The sequence below is a fragment of the Streptomyces phaeolivaceus genome (assembly GCF_009184865.1).
GTDB lineage: Bacteria > Actinomycetota > Actinomycetes > Streptomycetales > Streptomycetaceae > Streptomyces > Streptomyces phaeolivaceus.
On the sequence record NZ_CP045096.1, the window covers coordinates 6,068,904 to 6,085,521 of the forward strand.

The window sequence follows — 16,618 nt, forward strand, 5'->3', positions numbered from 1 at the left end:
GCAGAGAGTTGAACCGGAACGAGCCCCGCCACCTGATTTCGCTACGGGACTTGAGCAACGCCGACATCGACTGGATCGTGCGACGTGGCACGGAATTCGCCGCCGCGACCGACCGCCCCGACACCTTGCTGGCAGGGAAGGTCCTCGGGGTGTACTTCAGCAAGACCTCCACCCGCACTCGTACGGCGTTCACCGTGGGCGCACTGCGTCTCGGCGCCGAGGTCATCGCGTACGGGCCCGGCGATCTCCAGCTCAACACCGGCGAAACGGTGGAGGACACCGCCCGGGTTCTGGCGGGGATGTTGGACGGCATGGTGATCCGCATAGCGGGCGACCCGCGGGAGATACGAGCGTTCGCCGCCCCGGGCATGCCCGTCGTGAACGCCATGAGCGCCGACGAGCACCCCACCCAGGCCCTCGCCGACCTCACGACGTTGGCCGCGCTCTTCGGCGGGATCAAGGGTCTGAGGGTCCTGTACGTGGGCGAGGGGAACAACACCGCGGCGGCGCTCGCCCTGGGCCTCGCCCGGTTCGCGGACACGACGCTGGAGTTGCGCACCCCGCCGGGGTACGGCGTCCCGGACGAGACGCTCGCCCAGGCGAAACACCTGGCCAGGCGCTCAGGCAGCACCGTCGTCGAGCGGCACGACATGGCGGACCTGCCGCGGAACGCCGACGTGGTCTATACGACGCGCTGGCAGACCACCGGCACCTCCAAGCCCGACCCCGACTGGCGGCGGGTCTTCGCACCGTTCCAGGTGAACGAGGAGGTGATGGAGAGGTGCTCGGGTGCGCGGTTCCTGCACGACCTTCCGGCGCACCGTGGCGAGGAGGTCACGGCCGGGGTGTTGGACGGACCGGCGAGCATCGCCTTCGAGCAGGCGCGGAACAAGCTCCACAGCGCCATGGCGGTTCTGGAGTGGTGCATGGTGCGGTGAGGGCTTCCGGCGCAGGTGGCATCCGGACCATCCGGGGACACCTACGTCACTCGAGGACACCCGCGTCGTGAACCAGCAGTGCGATCTGGACGCGGTTGTTCAGGCCCAGCTTGGTGAGGACGTTGGAGACATATGTCTTGACCGTGGGGACGCCGAGGTACAGCGTGGCGCCGATCTCCGCGTTGGACTTGCCCTGCCCCACGGCAAGGGCCACCGCGCGCTCCCGGTCGTTCAGCAGTGCCAGCTGGGTGCCGGCCCTGGTGCGCCGTTCGTCGGTGTCCGACCCGACGACACGGCCGATCAACCGCCGCATGACCGTGGGCGACAGTACCGGGCGGCCCTCCGCCACGAGTTTGATGGCGGCCACGATCTCCGCCGGCGGGGTGTCCTTGAGTAAGAAACCCGCCGCTCCGGCGCGCAGGGCCCGCAGGACGTGTTCCTCGGCGTCGAACGTGGTCAGCACGATGACCTCGGGCGCACCGGGATCCGCACGCAGGGCCTCCGTCGCCGCCAGCCCGTCCAGGCCCGGCATCCGAATGTCCATCAGCACCACGTCCGGCCGGCGGCTCCGAACCAGCTCCAGTGCTTCGGCCCCGTCTCCGGCCACGGCCACGATCCGGATGGTCGGCGCACCGCCCAGCATCATCGTCAATCCGGCGCGGACCAGCGGGTCGTCGTCGACGATCAGCACATCCACCACGGAGTTCCCGGATGCGGTGAGGGGGTCGGAAGAGCCAGGGGGCATGGGTGTCTCCGGGTGGGTAAAGGATGGGGCGGCAGGCGACAGACGTGAACCGGGCCCCGATACCGAAGTAGGCGGTGACAGATACTTTGGTCGGCCGCGACGGCCCGTCGGGGCTACGTTGGTCGGCAGAGGAGCATACTGTCGTCCGATCCGCGGCGAGGGCCCGTGGGCTTAGCGTCGAATCATGCAGAAGATGTTCCAGCTCCTCGGTATCTACCTGGTCATCGGGGGCATCAGCGGTACGGTTGATCATCTGGCCAACCAGCCGATCTTGAGCCTGGTCCTCAACGCCTTCAACCGCTACGTCATCCCGCACGTCTCCTTCCTCGATGGCTACGAAGTCATCTCCAACCTGTCATTGTCGGTGCTTGGCGCGATCATCGTGGTCGCGGCGGGCCGGATACCGGCCTCGAACTGATCGATCTGGCCTGCTTGATGAGACGCCCTGTCGTACGTTCTTGTGAGCCGCCGCGCATAGGAGTGGATGAGAGGGTTCAACCGGTAGCAGTCGGGCGCCACTTCCCGCACGAGATTCGCGTCGATCAGCGTGTCCATCGCTTGCCGACAGTCCCTCGGCCTCTCTCCGCTCAGCCTCGCCACCGTGGCCAGGCCCATCTCCGGCTCGTCGTGCCGACCGAGCGCCCGGAAGACGTGCGCCACACCGGCCGGCAGCCCGGCATAGGACCAGCCGAACACGGAGTCCAGCGAGGAGGCCTCGTCTCCCGGCACCCGCAGCACATCGGTCGGATCGCCGCTGCCCAACTGCGCCATGACGTGGTCAGGGCTGATGGCGACGTTGATCCGCGTCGCGGCGATGCGCATGGCCAGCGGAAGACCGTCGCACGCGGTGATGAGCCGGTTCACCGCCTCGCGGTTCCGTGCGACGAACGACTCACCGACCATCCTGCCGAACAGCCGTACGGCGTCCTCGTGGGGCATCCCGTCCAGTACGATGCGCCGTCCCCCGTCCCGCGCGATCAGCCCGGCCAGTCCGTTCCGGCTCGTGACGATCACCAGACAGGACGACGTGCCGGGCAGCATCGGCCTGACCTGCTCGGCGGATGCCGCATTGTCCAGGACCAGAAGCAGCCGCTGGCCCGCGACCAGACTCCGGAACGCGGCCTGTGTGTCGAGACTCGTGCTCATGGGCATGGACTGCCCCATTGCCGCGGCAAGGTTCCGCAGCGCATCAGCCGACGATCTGGGTCCCGCCTCGCCGGAGAAACCCCGGAGGTCGACGTGCAACTGACCGTCCGGGAAACGAGGAGAGAGCGCATGCGCGAGGCGCATGGCGAGTGCGGTCTTGCCGACGCCCGGGCCGCCGGTGACCAGCAGGAGTCCAGACTCTCCCGCTTCCCCGGACCTCTCCACGAGCTCGGTCAGGCAATCCAGTTCCGCCGTTCGCCCAGTGAAGTCCGGTACATCGCGGGCGAGTTGCCGCACCGTTGCGGCCCGTACCCCGCCACTCGCCGCGACCGAGACCGCTTCCGTCCTGGCGGGCCGTACGCGCGGCCGGTCGCTGGAGAGGATGCCCTCGTAGAGCCGACGCAGCCGCTCGCCGGGCTCGATGCCTTGCGCTTCGGCGAGCATGGCGCGCAGGGAGTGGTATTCCATGATGGCCTCGGCACGGTGCCCGAGGTCCGCATAACTGCGCATCAGCAGGTATCGCAGGCGCTCGCGCAGCGGGTAGCGGCGGACGAGTTCAGCCAACTCCCCCAGCATGCTCTCCGGATTGCGGAGTCCGAGGAGCATTTCGACACACTCCTCGACCGCCACCAGTCGCAGTTCGTCCAGCCTAAGCCGTTCCCCCTCGACAAAGGGACCGACTGCCCCCTCATAGGGTATGCCGCTCCATAAGGTCAGCCCCCCTTCGAGTTCGGCGACCGCGCCCGGTATGTCGTTCTTCGCGCGTAGCTTCCGCGCGGTGGAGAGCGCGGATTCGAACCGTTGGCTGTCCACACTGTCGGGCGGTATGCGCAGCATGTATCCCAGGCTGTCCGAGATGAGCACATCGGACTGGCCGCGCCGCGACCGAGTCGGCTCCAGGCTGTTCCTGAGCCGTGCGACGTAGGTGTAGACACTGTTCATGACCGTCGCCGGGGCACCGGTTCCCCAGACGGAGCTGACCAATTCGTCCCGGCTCACCACGCGATTTCCATGCGCCGCGAGCACGGCGAAGACGGTTCGCTGCATTGAGGGGCCGAGGTGGATTTCCTGCCCGTCACGACAAGCGCGGATGCGGCCGAGAAGTATGGTGGATAATGAGGATTGCGCCAATTTGAAGCCCCCGTTTCGGCACTACACTTACCCTATTCGGACTTAAAGGGTGTGACACACGATGTGTGCCTGCGCCATCAGTCCTGACCCTTGTGTGTGACACGTGACAGCGACGTGAATCCAGTGACACAGGATTTTCAGGATCCTAGCAGGTCCGCTATGGCCCGCCTTGGCAACTGCCGAGCCTGACCGAAATGGCCTTTCTGCGCCTAGTTCCACGGCGTTGAGCCCGTCTTGAATAGCCCCGTTCACGGCTTGACTCTGAAGTCATTTCGGCAGGCAGCCAACTGGTGTCGTCGTGCGGGGTGTCCGAGCTTGCAGCCGACCCGTCCTCGGCCACCTCGTGCTCAGTAGTACGTCGGCCCGAGCCGGTGCCCGTCCCCCTCCGTCCCTGTCCCGCCAGCGGGACAGGGACGGAGGGGGCAGCGCAGGGCTCACCGGTCACCCCGGCACCACGCTCTTCACCTGCCTGTTTGGATTCCTTGTAGGTTGCATCAAGTTGCGCGTGACAGCCTCCGGCCTCGAAGCGAAAAGTCACTTGGTAAGGCGGCAAGCAATGCTTGATCAGGCTCACAGTCAGAGGAAAGCGGCCGTATCGACCTCGACGCGGGCGTCCGGACGACCCGGCGCATCGGCCGCCGAACGCGGCCACGCGGTGACGAGGCGGACCACGCTGAGCATTTCGCGCGGGTTACCCATAGAGGCATGGCGGAACCTGGGACAGCAGATCTGTGCCATCTCCAACTCGTCGGCGTGGTGGCTCGGCGACTGGCTCCTCTACGGGCAGGCGGAGTACCCCGACCGCTACAAGCACGCGATCGCACAGACCTCGCTCGACTATCAGACGCTGCGCAACTACGCCTGGGTGGCCCGGCGGTTCGCCCCCTCTCGGCGCCGGGCCGCGCTCAGCTTCCAGCACCACGCCGAGGTGGCCGGCCTTCCGGAGGAGGAGCGGGACCCCTGGCTGTCCAGGGCGGTGGAACACGGCTGGTCACGGAACGAGCTGCGCCGCCAGGTCCGGGCCAGCCGCGAAATCACGTCCGGGGAACGGGTCGTGCACCTCAGGATGACCCCGGATGACAGCCAGAGAAGACGCTGGCAAGAGGCGGCCCAGCGTTCCGACAAAGACCTTCTGGAATGGATCAGAATTGCCCTCGACAAAGCCGCGACATCTGCGCTCGACGCACCCTGACGAGCGGATTGCAAAGCGAACTGATTCTCCGTGCCGCTAGTCAATTTGATGCACCATGACGGCATGTCTACAGTGAATACAGCAGCACCCTCCATCGGAAAGAACATTCGCCTCCGCCCACCGCGCAACCGGGTCGAGAAGCGGGCGGTCTGGTGGTGGACCGCGCGGGTTCTGCTGTCCATGGTCACAGTGCTCGGTGGGCTCGCCATCACGTACTGGCTGTGGGAGGCGTCCCGCACCTGGGTCGGGCCGGTGTTCGTCGGCCTCACGATCGTCCACGCCGTGACCGCGGCGGTCATGCCGACATGGCGCTACCACGTCCACCGATGGGAATGCACCGATCTCGCGGTCTACGAACTCAAGGGCTGGCTGGAGCGGGAGTGGCGGATCGTCCCGATCTCCCGCATCCAGAGCGTCGACGTCGTGCGGGGCCCGCTCCAGCAAGCGTTCCGGCTGGCCACCCTCCGGGTGATCACCGCATCGCCGGAGGGTCAGATAAAGATCGTCGGTCTCGACGCCGAGATCGCCGCGCAGGCCGCCGCAGACCTCGTCGAGATCACTCAGGCCACGCCGGGGGACGCGACGTGACAACCACCGAGCCCGGGCACCTGGAGAAGGGGTCTCTGCAACGGCCGCCCGAGGACAACACCCCCTGGCAGCGCCTGCACGGCCGGCTGATCTTAGTCAACGCGGTCAGGCTCCTGCTCTCTCTGCTGCCGACCGGGCTGTCGATCCTGTTCTTCGGCGGGGGCACCCGCCTCCTCGACCTGTGGCCGGCCGTGATCGCGACCACGGTGGGCGTGTTCCTCAGCATCGCCGACATCGTGCGCTGGCTCAGGACCCGCTACCGCATCACCGAGGAGCTCGTCGAGATTCGCACAGGCCGGATCCAGCGCGTCTACCGGCAGATTCCCAGGGATCGGATCCGCGCCGTCGACGTCAAGGCCAGACTGCGACACCGGCTGGCGGGGCTGCGCGTCGTCTTCGTCAGCTCGGGCAGGTCCCGGCCCTCGCTCAGGCTCGATGCCGTCACCAAGACGATGGCGGAGGAGCTGCGCCGAGAGTTGATGCGCAACTCGCCGGCAGGCGAGGCGGAGAAGGAGTCGGATGCGCTGAAGGCCCGGGAAACCGTCATCGCGCGGCTTCGCTGGTCGTGGATCTTCTACAACGTCGTCAACATTTGGGGTTTGCTCGTCGGTGGCTTCCTGTTGTGGAGCTTGGATTCGATGCTCAACCTGATCGACGTCGACCTCATCGGCACGCTCGACCGTGCCATCGACCGCCTGGCACCGGACCCAGTATGGTCCTCGGCCCTGTGGGCCGGCGTGGTCTTCCTGCTCGGCCTGGTGGCCCTGTCCAGTGGATTCGTCAAGGACAACTGGGATTTCCGGCTGATCCGTACGATCAGGGACGACGGGACTTCGCTGGTGACCCGGCAGGGCCTGCTGTCGACCCGGGAGATCCACCGCGACGACGGTCGCCTGCGCGGGATCAACCTCAGCCAGCCGCTGTTCTGGCGCTGGGCGGGGCTCACCGAGACGACTGTGATCTCCACCGGGCTCGCCAGCTGGTCGCTCAGCGGTGAGGTCGCCAGCAGCATTCTGCCGCGCTGTCCCGTAGGCGAGGCCCGCCGCGTGGCGGCCCGGGTCCTGCCCGACGGGGCGAGGCCGCTGGAGGCGCCGCTCAGGGCGCATCCGCGTGCCGCGCTGTACCGCCGGCTCATACGGGCGGTGTGCACAGCGGTCGTTCTCGCCGGTCTGCTGGAGTGGCTCGGGGCGACCGGCGCAGTTCCCAGAGGGCTGTGGGTGGTTCCCCTGTGGGCGTTCCCCGCGATGGCCGTCCTGGCCGTGATCGCGTACCGCGCGCTGGGTCACACAGTCGTCAAGGGGTACATCGTCATGCGCTGCGGTCTGTCACGTCTGCGGACCACGGCTCTGCGGCGTGAGGCAGTTCTGGGGCTGAAAGTCCGTCAGTCCCTGGTCCAGAAATGGCTGGGTCTGTTTACCGTGGGAGTGTCGACGGCGGCGGGCGAGCGGTTCTACGATGCTCCCGATCTCAGTGCGGACCAGTTTATGACGTTCGCCAATGAAGCCACCCCCGAGCTGATCGGTGAATTTCTCGAGCCGACGGGGTGACGATGTCGCACACTTCACCTCCTGCCGGAAACGACGTGCACCGGCAGTTTCGACGTGCCCTCGAGCCTCCGACGCGAATCAACTGGGAGTAAAGGCAGATGTGGGAGACCGAACTGGCCGACGGGTTTTCCGTGAGCGTGCTCGGCCTTGGCTGCAGTTCCATGTCTCATGGATACGGGCCGGAACAGCGGGACAACGATGAATCCATACGTGTCATTCGGCGCGCCGTCGAACTCGGCGTCACTCTTTTTGACACGGCTGACGTCTATGGCCCCTACGTCAATGAAGAGCTGCTCGGCCGCGCACTCGGACGCCGCCGACACGAAGTGAAAATCGCGACGAAGTGCGGGCTGGTGGTCCGGCCGGACAGCAAGTTCAGCCGCAACGGCCGTCCCGAGTACCTGCGGCAGGCGTGTGAGGGATCGCTGCGGCGGCTGCGGACCGATGTCATCGACCTGTACCAGCTGCATCGCGTCGATCCGGAAGTTCCCCTCGCGGAGACCTGGGGCGCCCTCGGTGAACTGGTCACCGAAGGCAAGGTCCGTGGCCTGGGCATATCGCACGCCACCCTGGAGGAACTCAAGGAAATCCACGCCGTCTTCCCGCTCACGACGGTGCAGTACGAGCTGTCGGTCTGGGCACCGCAGAACCGGCGGGACATCCTGCCGTGGTGCCGGAGCAACAAGGTTGGCTTCCTCGCCTTCGCCCCGATCGGCCGCGGCTACCTGTCCGGCAGGCTGGCCCACAAGAGCCTGCAGAGCGGCGACTCCCGCATGAGGGACCCGCGCTTCGCCGAGGAGGCCATGCGCAGCAACGAGGCCATTGTCGAAGGGCTGCGTGCCGTCTGCGCCCGGCACAGCGGCGCCACGCCGTCCCAGGTGGCCATCGCCTGGGCGTTGGCACAGGGGCCGGGGGTCGTGCCCATCCCGGGCACCCGCCACCTCCACTGGCTCGAGGAGAACGTGGCGGCAGCCTGTCTGCGGCTCTCCGACGAGGACCTGCGGGACCTGGACAGTCTGCCGAACGCGATGGGCGAGATGCACTGGGACGGCGTCCGGGCCGACAGCGCGCACGACGATGCCACCCGCTCCGTCTCGAGCGGTCCCGCATAGGACGTTGCGGCACCGTCTCACCCACGCACCGCGACACTGATTGGACGATCCACCGTGCTGTTTCCGCACACCATCTCGCGCCGGCTTCGCTTCAGTCCCGCATCCAACACCGACCAGACGGAGTTCCAGCGCGCCATTCTGCGGACCGGAATCGAGAGCATCCGGCCCTCGGTCCGCCCGCCGACGGGCACCCCGAATCAGCGCAATGCCGCATTTCTTGTCACGCATCGAAGCAGCGGTGACATACTGGGATTCGGTACACTTCACGGACTCGATCCTGCCGGGCACATACGGGCCGGCGTCTACCTGGATCCCGAGCGGGCCCGGCTGGGCGTGGGCTCCGAGGCCATTTACCTGTCGATCAATTACGCGTTCGCGATGTTCGATATCGACAAGGTGCTCGCCCAGACCACGGAGGCTACTTTCGGATCCGTCGGCCTCAACCCGCAGAACAGTAAGGCAAAGGGAATTCTCCGGGATTTCCTGTACTTCCGCGGCCGTCACTGGGATCTGTACGGATTCGAGATCGAGCGGTCGGAGTGGGAGAAGTTCGTGGACGCCGACCTCGATGACGTCCTCGGACCGGGCGAGAGCTGGCGCGCGGCACCGGCCCGGCCGGCCGGGAGTTCCTGACCGTTCCCGCCCCGCTCGCCCTGGCCCCGGTCCGGGACGGAATCGAATTACCAAACGCCCCCCAACATAAGGAGAACCAGTGACAGGTCAGGGAACGCGACCGCTGATCACCGTGCTCGGAGCGTCCGGCCTGCTGGGCACTGCCGTCAGCCGGGAGCTGGCGGCACGGCCCATGCGCCTGCGACTGGTCGGGCGCCGTCCCACCGCTGTTCCCGCACACCCGGCTGCGTCCGTCGAGGTACGCACGACCGACCTCGCCGAGCCCGGCGCCGTCGCCGACGCGGTGGCCGACGCCGACGCGGTGATCCACCTGGTGGCGCACACCGCGGGCCCCGGCACCTGGCGGGTCGCGGCGGGCGACACGCTGGCGGAGCGGGTCAACCTGGGACTCGTGCACGACGTCATCGAGGCGATCCGCGCCCAACGCCGCGCCCGGCCACCGGCCCTGCTGTTCGCCGGCTCCATATCCCAGGCCGCCCGGGTGCCCTCGGACGGGACCGTCGGCGCGGCGGACCAGCCGCCGACCGCGTACGACCGGCAGAAGCTGGCCGCCGAGCAGGCGATCGCGGCCGCCACGGCCGAAGAGGTGGTACGCGGCAGCACCCTGCGCCTCGCAACCCTCTACAGCCTGGGTACGGACGCCCCCGACCTGGACCGCGGTGTCGTCGCGACGATGACGCGGCGCGCCGTGGCTGGCCAGCCGCTGACGATGTGGCACGAGGGAACGGCCAAGCGCGATCTGCTCAGCGTCGACGACACAGCCCGTGCTTTCACCGCCGCCCTCGACTCCATCGACGCGGTCGCGGGCCACCACTGGGAGATAGGCACGGGCGAACAGACCAGCGTCGCCGACCTGTTCGCGATGATCGCCGAGGCCGTCGCGGCCCGCACGGGCCGCCCGCCCGTGCCTGTGGTGTCGACGCCGCCCGCGGAGTACTCGATGCCGACCGACCGGCTCGACTTCGTCCTCAAGTCGTCCGCCTTCCGCGAGGCGACGGGATGGCGGCCACTTGTGCCGGTGCGGGAAGGCGTCGACCGACTCGCCGCCGCCGTCGCGCGGGAGACGGTCGCCGTACAGGTCTCGCGGTAGCGGGGAGCGGAGACGTGCGCGTTCTGTTCGTGTCGAACCCGGAGACGAAGACCATCCTGCAGTACATGGTGCCGCTGGCCTGGGCGCTGCGTACCGCGGGTCACGAGGTGCGGTTCGGCGGCCCGCCCACTGCCACCGGCATGATCACGGGGGCAGGGCTCACCGCGGTTTCCTTGGGCGACGACCGGAGCCACCAGCGGCTGACGGCACACCGTCCGGAAGCCCTGGCCGCCCAGCGCGCCGGGATCGCGGCTCCCTACGACGCGTTCACCGATCCGGCGAAGGCGACCTGGGAGTACCTCGCGCCCGGCATGGCCACGGCAGTCTGCGGTCGGCACCGCCTCACCAGCTTCCCCGTCATCGCCGATCTGGTCGAGTTCGCCCGGCAGTGGCGGCCGGACCTGGTGGTGTGGGACCCACTGACCTACGCCGGCGCGATCGCCGCCAAGGCATCCGGCGCCGCCCATGCCCGACTCCTGTTCGGCATCGACGTCTTCGGCGGCGTGCGCGATCTCTACCTCCGTCTCAAGGAGCAACAGCCCGCCCGGGAACAGAGCGATCCACTCGCCGACTGGCTCGGTGCCTACGCCCGCAAGTACGGCGGGGAGTTCACCGAGGACATGGCCACCGGCCACTTCACCATCGACCAGTTCCCCCGCAGCCTCCAGACCCAAGCACCCTCACTGCACTACGAACGCATGCAGTACATCCCCTACGGAGGCCCCGCGGTCCTTCCTCCATGGCTGTGGGAACAACCCCGAAAGCCCCGGGTCGCCCTCACCATGGGCCTCAGCGCCACGGACCTGTACTCCGGCTACACCATCAACACCCAGGAAGTCCTCGACTCCCTCGCCGACCTGGACATCGAACTCGTCGCCACCATCGCCGAAAACGAGAAGGCGAAACTCAGGTCCATCCCCGACAACGCGCGCCTCGTGCCCTACGTCCCCCTGCACGCTCTCGCCCCCACCTGCTCCGTCATCGTCCACCACGCCGGAGCCGCCACCCTCGCCACCGCCGCACGCCACCCCGTCCCCCACCTCTCCCTCCACTACCACTACGACCAGCCCATCCTCGCCCGCAAACTCACCGAACACGGCGCCGGACTCGACCTCCACACCAGCCGGGCCACCGGACAGGCCGTCCGCGACAGCATCCAACGACTCCTGCACGAACCCGCCTTCACCCACCGGGCAGCCGACCTCCGCGACGAGATCCACGCACTGCCCACCCCCAACCAACTCGTCCCCCGACTCGAAGAACTCACCGCCCACCACCGCACCCCCACCACCTGAAGCAGGCCGGAAGGCAGAAACCATGCGTGTCCTGTTCACCACCACTCCGGAAAAGAGCCTCTTCCAGCAGATGGTGCCGCTGGCCTGGGCCCTGCGCACCGCGGGCCACGAGGTGCGAATCGCCAGCCAGCCCTCCGCCACCGAGATGATCACCCAGGCCGGGCTCACCGCCATCCCCGTGGGGAACGAGCGTGCCATCTGGAGGCTCGCCCAGCTGGATCCGGAGCGGACCGAGGAGCAGCGCAAGGGTCTTCCCGCTCCGTACGACGCCGCTGAGCAGGATCCGACGGAGACCAGCTGGGAGTCGATGAGGGCCGGGTACGAAGAGGCTGTCGCCCGCTGGCACAAGATCGACAACTTTCCGATGATCGCGGACCTCGTCGCCTTCGCCCGGTCCTGGCGGCCCGACCTAATCATCTGGGAGCCCCTCACCTACGCCGGCGGCATCGCCGCCAAGGCCACCGGCGCCGCCCACGCCCGACTGTTGTGGAGCATCGACGTACTGGGATTGACCCGGAGCCGCTTCCTCCGCCTGAAGGCCCAGCAGCCCGCCGACCAGCAGGCCGACCCGCTCGCCGACTGGCTCAGCGGCTACGCCCGCAAGTTCGGGAGCGAGTACAGCGAGGACCTGGCCACCGGCCACTTCACCATCGACCAGTTCCCGGCCTCCCTCCGGATGGCGGGCGACATGCACTACGAGTCCATGAGATACGTCCCCTACGGAGGGCCCGCCGTCGTCCCCACATGGCTGTGGACGCAGCCCCGGCGACCACGGGTCGCCCTCACCCTGGGCATCGCCGCGACCAACCGCTTCGCCGGTTACATCGCCGATGTCGGGGACATCCTCGAGTCGCTGGCGGACCTCGACATCGAGATCGTCGCCACCATCGCGGAGTCCCAGCAGCACAAACTCACCAGGGTCCCCGCCAACACGAGGGTCGTGTCCTATGTGCCGCTGCAGCCCCTGCTGTCGACCTGCAGCGCGGTGATCAACCACGCGGGCCCCGGCACGTTCCTCACGACGACGCTCAATCCGATTCCCCAGGTCGCCGTGCCCTGGGACTTCGACGAGCCCGAGCTCGCGCGGCGGGCCGCTGCCCAGGGCTCCGTGATCACCATCCCTGCCGACCTGGCCACGGGCGCGGCCGTCCGGGAGAGCCTGCTGCGGATCCTGAACGAACCGCAGTTCAAGCGGAACGCCACGGGCCTGCGCGACCAATTCCTTGCGCTGCCCACACCCAACGAGTTCGTACCGCGACTCGAAGAACTCACCGCCAAGTACCGCACCGCCACCGTCTGACACGGGCAGGGAAGGAACCATGCGCGTCCTCTTCGCGGCCAACCCGCACAAGAGCATCTTCCAGTACATGGTGCCGCTGGCCTGGGCCCTGCGCACCGCGGGCCACGAGGTCCGCTTCGCCAGCCAGCCGGCGTTCGCGAAGACCATCACCCAGGCCGGGCTCACCGCCGTACCCGTCGGCCGGGACCACGAGAAGCTGTGGGCCGCACGGATCGCCGGTAACGGGGACGCGGGACGCGCCGGAATCGAGGCACCCTACGACGCGTTCACCGATCCGGCGAAGGCGACCTGGGAGTACCTCGCGCCCGGCATGGCCACGGCTGTGGAAGACCGGCACCGGATGCAGAACTTCCCCGTCATCGCCGATCTGGTCGAGTTCGCCCGGCAGTGGCGGCCGGACCTGGTGGTGTGGGACCCACTGACCTACGCCGGCGCGATCGCCGCCAAGGCATCCGGCGCCGCCCATGCCCGACTCCTGTTCGGCATCGACGTCTTCGGCGGCGTGCGCGATCTCTACCTCCGTCTCAAGGAGCAACAGCCCGCCCGGGAACAGAGCGATCCACTCGCCGACTGGCTCGGTGCCTACGCCCGCAAGTACGGCGGGGAGTTCACCGAGGACATGGCCACCGGCCACTTCACCATCGACCAGTTCCCCCGCAGCCTCCAGACCCAAGCACCCTCACTGCACTACGAACGCATGCAGTACATCCCCTACGGAGGCCCCGCGGTCCTTCCTCCATGGCTGTGGGAACAACCCCGAAAGCCCCGGGTCGCCCTCACCATGGGCCTCAGCGCCACGGACCTGTACTCCGGCTACACCATCAACACCCAGGAAGTCCTCGACTCCCTCGCCGACCTGGACATCGAACTCGTCGCCACCATCGCCGACAACGAGAAGGCGAAACTCAGGTCCATCCCCGACAACGCGCGCCTCGTGCCCTACGTCCCCCTGCACGCTCTCGCCCCCACCTGCTCCGTCATCGTCCACCACGCCGGAGCCGCCACCCTCGCCACCGCCGCACGCCACCCCGTCCCCCACCTCTCCCTCCACTACCACTACGACCAGCCCATCCTCGCCCGCAAACTCACCGAACACGGCGCCGGACTCGACCTCCACACCAGCCGGGCCACCGGACAGGCCGTCCGCGACAGCATCCAACGACTCCTGCACGAACCCGCCTTCACCCACCGGGCAGCCGACCTCCGCGACGAGATCCACGCACTGCCCACCCCCAACCAACTCGTCCCCCGACTCGAAGAACTCACCGCCCACCACCGCACCCCCACCACCTGAAGCAGGCCGGAAGGCAGAAACCATGCGTGTCCTGTTCACCACCTACCCGGAGCGGACGCACTTTCTGAGCATGGCGCCGCTGGCCTGGGCCCTGCGCACCGCGGGCCACGAGGTCCGCTTCGCTAGCCAGCCCCAGTTCACCGACGAGATCACCCAGGCCGGGCTCACCGCCATCCCCGTGGGCGGCGGCCGGGACCTGTGGCAGATCGTCGCAAGAGACCCCAGCTGGCTGGGCGAGAGCGTGTCCGGCGGCATGCCCATGCCGTACGACGCGGCCGACCGGCCGACCGACGAGATCACCTGGGAGTACCTCAGGGACGGCTATGCCGGCCGAGTCAATCGCTGGCACAAAGTCAGCAACGTTCCGCTCGTGTCCGACCTGGTGGAGCTGGCCCGGCAGTGGCAGCCCGACCTGATCATCTGGGAGCCCCTCACCTACGCCGGCGGCATCGCCGCCAAGGCAACTGGCGCCGCCCACGCGCGATTCGTCTTCGGCATCGACATGTACGCGAAGACCCGGGACCATTTCCTGCGCCTGAAGGAGGAGCAGCCGCCCGTGGACCGGTCCGACCCCATGGCGGAGTGGCTGGGCAGCTACGCCCGAGCGCACGGCCACGAGTTCGACGAAGACATGATCACCGGGCAGGTCACCATCGACGTCGTCCCGCCCAGCCTCCAGCGCAGGGCCGAAAGACGCTATCTGCCTCTCCGCTACGTCCCCTACGGTGGGCCCGCGAGCGTCCCCAAGTGGCTGTGGAAGAAGCCCGACAAGCCACGCGTTGCCCTTACCCTCGGGCTGAGCGCTATGGACCACGGCGGTGAGTACGCCGTCGGCCTCCAGAAGCTCCTCGACGCCCTCGCGTACCTGGACATCGAGCTGGTCGCCACGATCGCCGAGGCCGAGCAGCGCAAGCTCACCCGCGTCCCCACGAACACCCGGCTGGTGTCCTACGCGCCGCTGGACGCGCTCGCCGCAACGTGCAGCGCGGTCATCAACCACGGCGGGTTCGGCACGCTCGCCACCACGGCGCTGCGCGGGGTGCCCCAGCTGATCCTGCCCTGGGACAACGACGGTCCGGCTCTGGCGGCCGGGGCCGCCGCGATCGGCGCCGCCCTGGTGCTGAACCCCAGGGAGACGACCGGTGCCGACATCCGCAACGGTGTGCTCCGGCTGCTGTCGGAACCGGAGTTCCGTGCGGGTGCGCAGAAGCTGCGCGCCGAGATGCTCGCCACACCCGCACCCAACGATCTGGTTGCCACGCTGGAACAGTTGGTGGCCGACCACCGGGCCCGCTCGGCCCGTCCGTCCGTGGAGAGGGGGTGACGGGCATGCGCGTGCTGTTCGTCGCGAATCCGGAGAAGGCCCACGTCCTGGCGATGCTGCCACTGGCCTGGGCGCTGCGCACCGCGGGTCACGAGGTGCGTGTCGCCGGCACTCCCTGGTTCGCCGATGTGATCACCCAGGCCGGCCTGACCGCCGTACCGGTCGGCAGGGACTACGACCTGTGGAAGCTGCTCCACCGCAGTATGCCGGGCTGGACGTACCGGCCGGAGTTCGGCCTGCCCACACCGTACGACGTCGCGCACGACCCGGACCGCGCCGACTGGGCGTACCTGAGCAAGGGATACGCCGACATCGTGCACCTGTGGCACAAGCCGGCGAGCTTCCCGATGATCGCGGCGCTTGCCGACTTCGCCCGCCATTGGAAGCCCGACCTCGTGCTGTGGGAGCCACTGGCCATGGCGGGGCCGATCGCTGCCAAGGCCTGCGGCGCGGCGCATGGCCGCCTGCTGTGGAGCCTCGACGTCTTCGGGGTGACCCGCGAGAACTTCCTGCGGCTGCGGGCGCAGCAGTCGCCCGGCGAACGCACCGATCCGCTGGGGGAGTGGCTGGGCGGCTATGCGCGCATGTACGGCGGGGAGTTCACCGAGGACATGGTCACCGGCCAGTTCACCGTGGATCAGATGCCGGCCTCCGTGCGGCTGGAGAGTGCCCTGCCCACGCTGCCGATGCGGTTTGTGCCCTACGGGGGCCCGGCGGTGGTGCCGAAGTGGCTGTGGACCCGGCCTGAGCGGCCCCGGGTCGCGCTCACCATGGGGCTCAGCGCGACCGACCACGACGCGGGATACGAGGTCGGCGTGCAGGAGATCCTCGACTCACTGGCCGACCTCGACGTCGAGGTCGTCGCCACGATCGCGGAGTCCGAACAGGACAAACTCGTCCGGGTGCCCGCCAACGCCCGCCTGGTGTCCTACGTTCCCCTGCACGCGCTGGCACCGACCTGCAGCCTGGTGATCCACCACGGTGGCTACGGCACCTTCCTCACCATGGCGCGTGAACCGGTGCCCCAGCTCGTCATGCCGTGGGACTTCGACGGTCCCACGCTGGCCCGGCGCGCTGCCGAGCAGGGCGGTTCCCTGGTGCTCCAGGCCGACCGGGCGGCCGGTGCGGTGGTGCGGGAGGCCGTGCTGCGGTTGCTGGACGACCCGGAGTTCCGGAGCCGGGCGGCCGCGTTGCGCGACGAGATCCACGCGATGCCCAGTCCCAACGAACTCGTACCGAGGCTCGAAGCTCTCTCCCTGCGGCACCGCGTCGCCGACTGACCT

Annotated in this window: 15 protein-coding genes; 13 read left to right on the top strand and 2 right to left on the bottom strand. The window is 68.3% G+C overall.

Annotation, left to right across the window (positions count from 1 at the left end; translation table 11 throughout):
• Positions 1-8 precede the first annotated feature (8 nt).
• Positions 9-938 carry an ornithine carbamoyltransferase gene (locus tag F9278_RS28245; RefSeq protein WP_152170829.1) on the top strand — a complete coding sequence of 310 codons (930 nt, stop codon included), beginning with the start codon at positions 9-11 and terminating at the stop codon, positions 936-938.
• 46 nt (positions 939-984) lie between these two features.
• Here the strand turns inward: F9278_RS28245 and F9278_RS28250 are convergent, their stop codons facing one another.
• On the bottom strand, positions 985-1,683 hold the full coding sequence (locus F9278_RS28250; RefSeq protein WP_152170830.1) for a response regulator: 699 nt from the start codon (positions 1,681-1,683) through the stop codon (positions 985-987).
• Between the two features lie 184 nt (positions 1,684-1,867).
• Between F9278_RS28250 and F9278_RS28255 the strand changes: the two genes are divergently transcribed.
• On the top strand, positions 1,868-2,101 hold the full coding sequence (locus F9278_RS28255; RefSeq protein WP_152170832.1) for a hypothetical protein: 234 nt from the start codon (positions 1,868-1,870) through the stop codon (positions 2,099-2,101).
• On the opposite strand, the gene F9278_RS28260 is transcribed toward F9278_RS28255, so the two are convergent.
• Complete coding sequence (locus F9278_RS28260) at positions 2,017-3,960, bottom strand: AfsR/SARP family transcriptional regulator (RefSeq protein ID WP_226966986.1); 1,944 nt, start codon at positions 3,958-3,960, stop codon at positions 2,017-2,019. The two genes, F9278_RS28255 and F9278_RS28260, sit on opposite strands and share 85 nt — an antisense overlap.
• A 556-nt stretch (positions 3,961-4,516) precedes the next feature.
• Here F9278_RS28260 and F9278_RS28265 point away from each other — a divergent pair.
• The 11 genes from F9278_RS28265 (at position 4,517) to F9278_RS28315 (ending at position 16,615) form a co-directional block, all read left to right on the top strand.
• Positions 4,517-5,152 (top strand): LmbU family transcriptional regulator, encoded by a 636-nt coding sequence (locus F9278_RS28265; RefSeq protein ID WP_193241674.1) that lies wholly within the window; start codon positions 4,517-4,519, stop codon positions 5,150-5,152.
• Between the two features lie 63 nt (positions 5,153-5,215).
• Positions 5,216-5,740 carry a PH domain-containing protein gene (locus F9278_RS28270; protein WP_152170834.1) on the top strand — a complete coding sequence of 175 codons (525 nt, stop codon included), beginning with the start codon at positions 5,216-5,218 and terminating at the stop codon, positions 5,738-5,740.
• Complete coding sequence (locus tag F9278_RS28275) at positions 5,737-7,287, top strand: PH domain-containing protein (RefSeq protein ID WP_193241675.1); 1,551 nt, start codon at positions 5,737-5,739, stop codon at positions 7,285-7,287. Before F9278_RS28270 ends, F9278_RS28275 begins: the two co-directional genes overlap by 4 nt.
• A gap of 98 nt (positions 7,288-7,385) precedes the next feature.
• Complete coding sequence (locus F9278_RS28280) at positions 7,386-8,399, top strand: aldo/keto reductase (protein WP_152170836.1); 1,014 nt, start codon at positions 7,386-7,388, stop codon at positions 8,397-8,399.
• Between the two features lie 54 nt (positions 8,400-8,453).
• Entirely contained in the window at positions 8,454-9,032 is a 579-nt protein-coding gene (locus F9278_RS28285; protein WP_152170837.1) for a GNAT family N-acetyltransferase, read from the top strand.
• 79 nt (positions 9,033-9,111) lie between these two features.
• The gene (locus F9278_RS28290; RefSeq protein WP_226966987.1) at positions 9,112-10,122 is read left to right on the top strand and encodes an NAD-dependent epimerase/dehydratase family protein; all 1,011 of its coding nucleotides are present in this window, start codon (positions 9,112-9,114) and stop codon (positions 10,120-10,122) included.
• Positions 10,123-10,136: 14 nt separating this feature from the next.
• Positions 10,137-11,417: an activator-dependent family glycosyltransferase gene (locus F9278_RS28295; protein WP_152170838.1), complete on the top strand. Its 1,281-nt coding sequence runs from the start codon at positions 10,137-10,139 to the stop codon at positions 11,415-11,417.
• A 22-nt stretch (positions 11,418-11,439) separates the two neighbouring features.
• Positions 11,440-12,717 (top strand): activator-dependent family glycosyltransferase, encoded by a 1,278-nt coding sequence (locus F9278_RS28300; RefSeq protein WP_152170839.1) that lies wholly within the window; start codon positions 11,440-11,442, stop codon positions 12,715-12,717.
• A gap of 19 nt (positions 12,718-12,736) precedes the next feature.
• Positions 12,737-14,011, top strand: coding sequence for an activator-dependent family glycosyltransferase (locus tag F9278_RS28305; RefSeq protein ID WP_152170840.1), 1,275 nt, complete (start codon positions 12,737-12,739; stop codon positions 14,009-14,011).
• Between the two features lie 22 nt (positions 14,012-14,033).
• The gene (locus F9278_RS28310; protein WP_152170841.1) at positions 14,034-15,335 is read left to right on the top strand and encodes an activator-dependent family glycosyltransferase; all 1,302 of its coding nucleotides are present in this window, start codon (positions 14,034-14,036) and stop codon (positions 15,333-15,335) included.
• Positions 15,336-15,340: 5 nt separating this feature from the next.
• The gene (locus F9278_RS28315) at positions 15,341-16,615 is read left to right on the top strand and encodes an activator-dependent family glycosyltransferase (RefSeq protein ID WP_152170842.1); all 1,275 of its coding nucleotides are present in this window, start codon (positions 15,341-15,343) and stop codon (positions 16,613-16,615) included.
• Positions 16,616-16,618: the final 3 nt, after the last annotated feature.

Excerpts from the sequence above, each read along its gene's own strand:
- F9278_RS28265 (WP_193241674.1), top strand. The coding sequence starts at position 4,517 with ATGCTTGATCAGGCTCACAGTCAGAGGAAAGCGGCCGTATCGACCTCG.
- F9278_RS28305 (WP_152170840.1), top strand. The coding sequence starts at position 12,737 with ATGCGCGTCCTCTTCGCGGCCAACCCGCACAAGAGCATCTTCCAGTAC.
- F9278_RS28310 (WP_152170841.1), top strand. The coding sequence starts at position 14,034 with ATGCGTGTCCTGTTCACCACCTACCCGGAGCGGACGCACTTTCTGAGC.
- F9278_RS28250 (WP_152170830.1), bottom strand. The coding sequence starts at position 1,683 with ATGCCCCCTGGCTCTTCCGACCCCCTCACCGCATCCGGGAACTCCGTG.
- F9278_RS28315 (WP_152170842.1), top strand. The coding sequence starts at position 15,341 with ATGCGCGTGCTGTTCGTCGCGAATCCGGAGAAGGCCCACGTCCTGGCG.
- F9278_RS28280 (WP_152170836.1), top strand. The coding sequence starts at position 7,386 with ATGTGGGAGACCGAACTGGCCGACGGGTTTTCCGTGAGCGTGCTCGGC.
- F9278_RS28270 (WP_152170834.1), top strand. The coding sequence starts at position 5,216 with ATGTCTACAGTGAATACAGCAGCACCCTCCATCGGAAAGAACATTCGC.
- F9278_RS28300 (WP_152170839.1), top strand. The coding sequence starts at position 11,440 with ATGCGTGTCCTGTTCACCACCACTCCGGAAAAGAGCCTCTTCCAGCAG.
- F9278_RS28255 (WP_152170832.1), top strand. The coding sequence starts at position 1,868 with ATGCAGAAGATGTTCCAGCTCCTCGGTATCTACCTGGTCATCGGGGGC.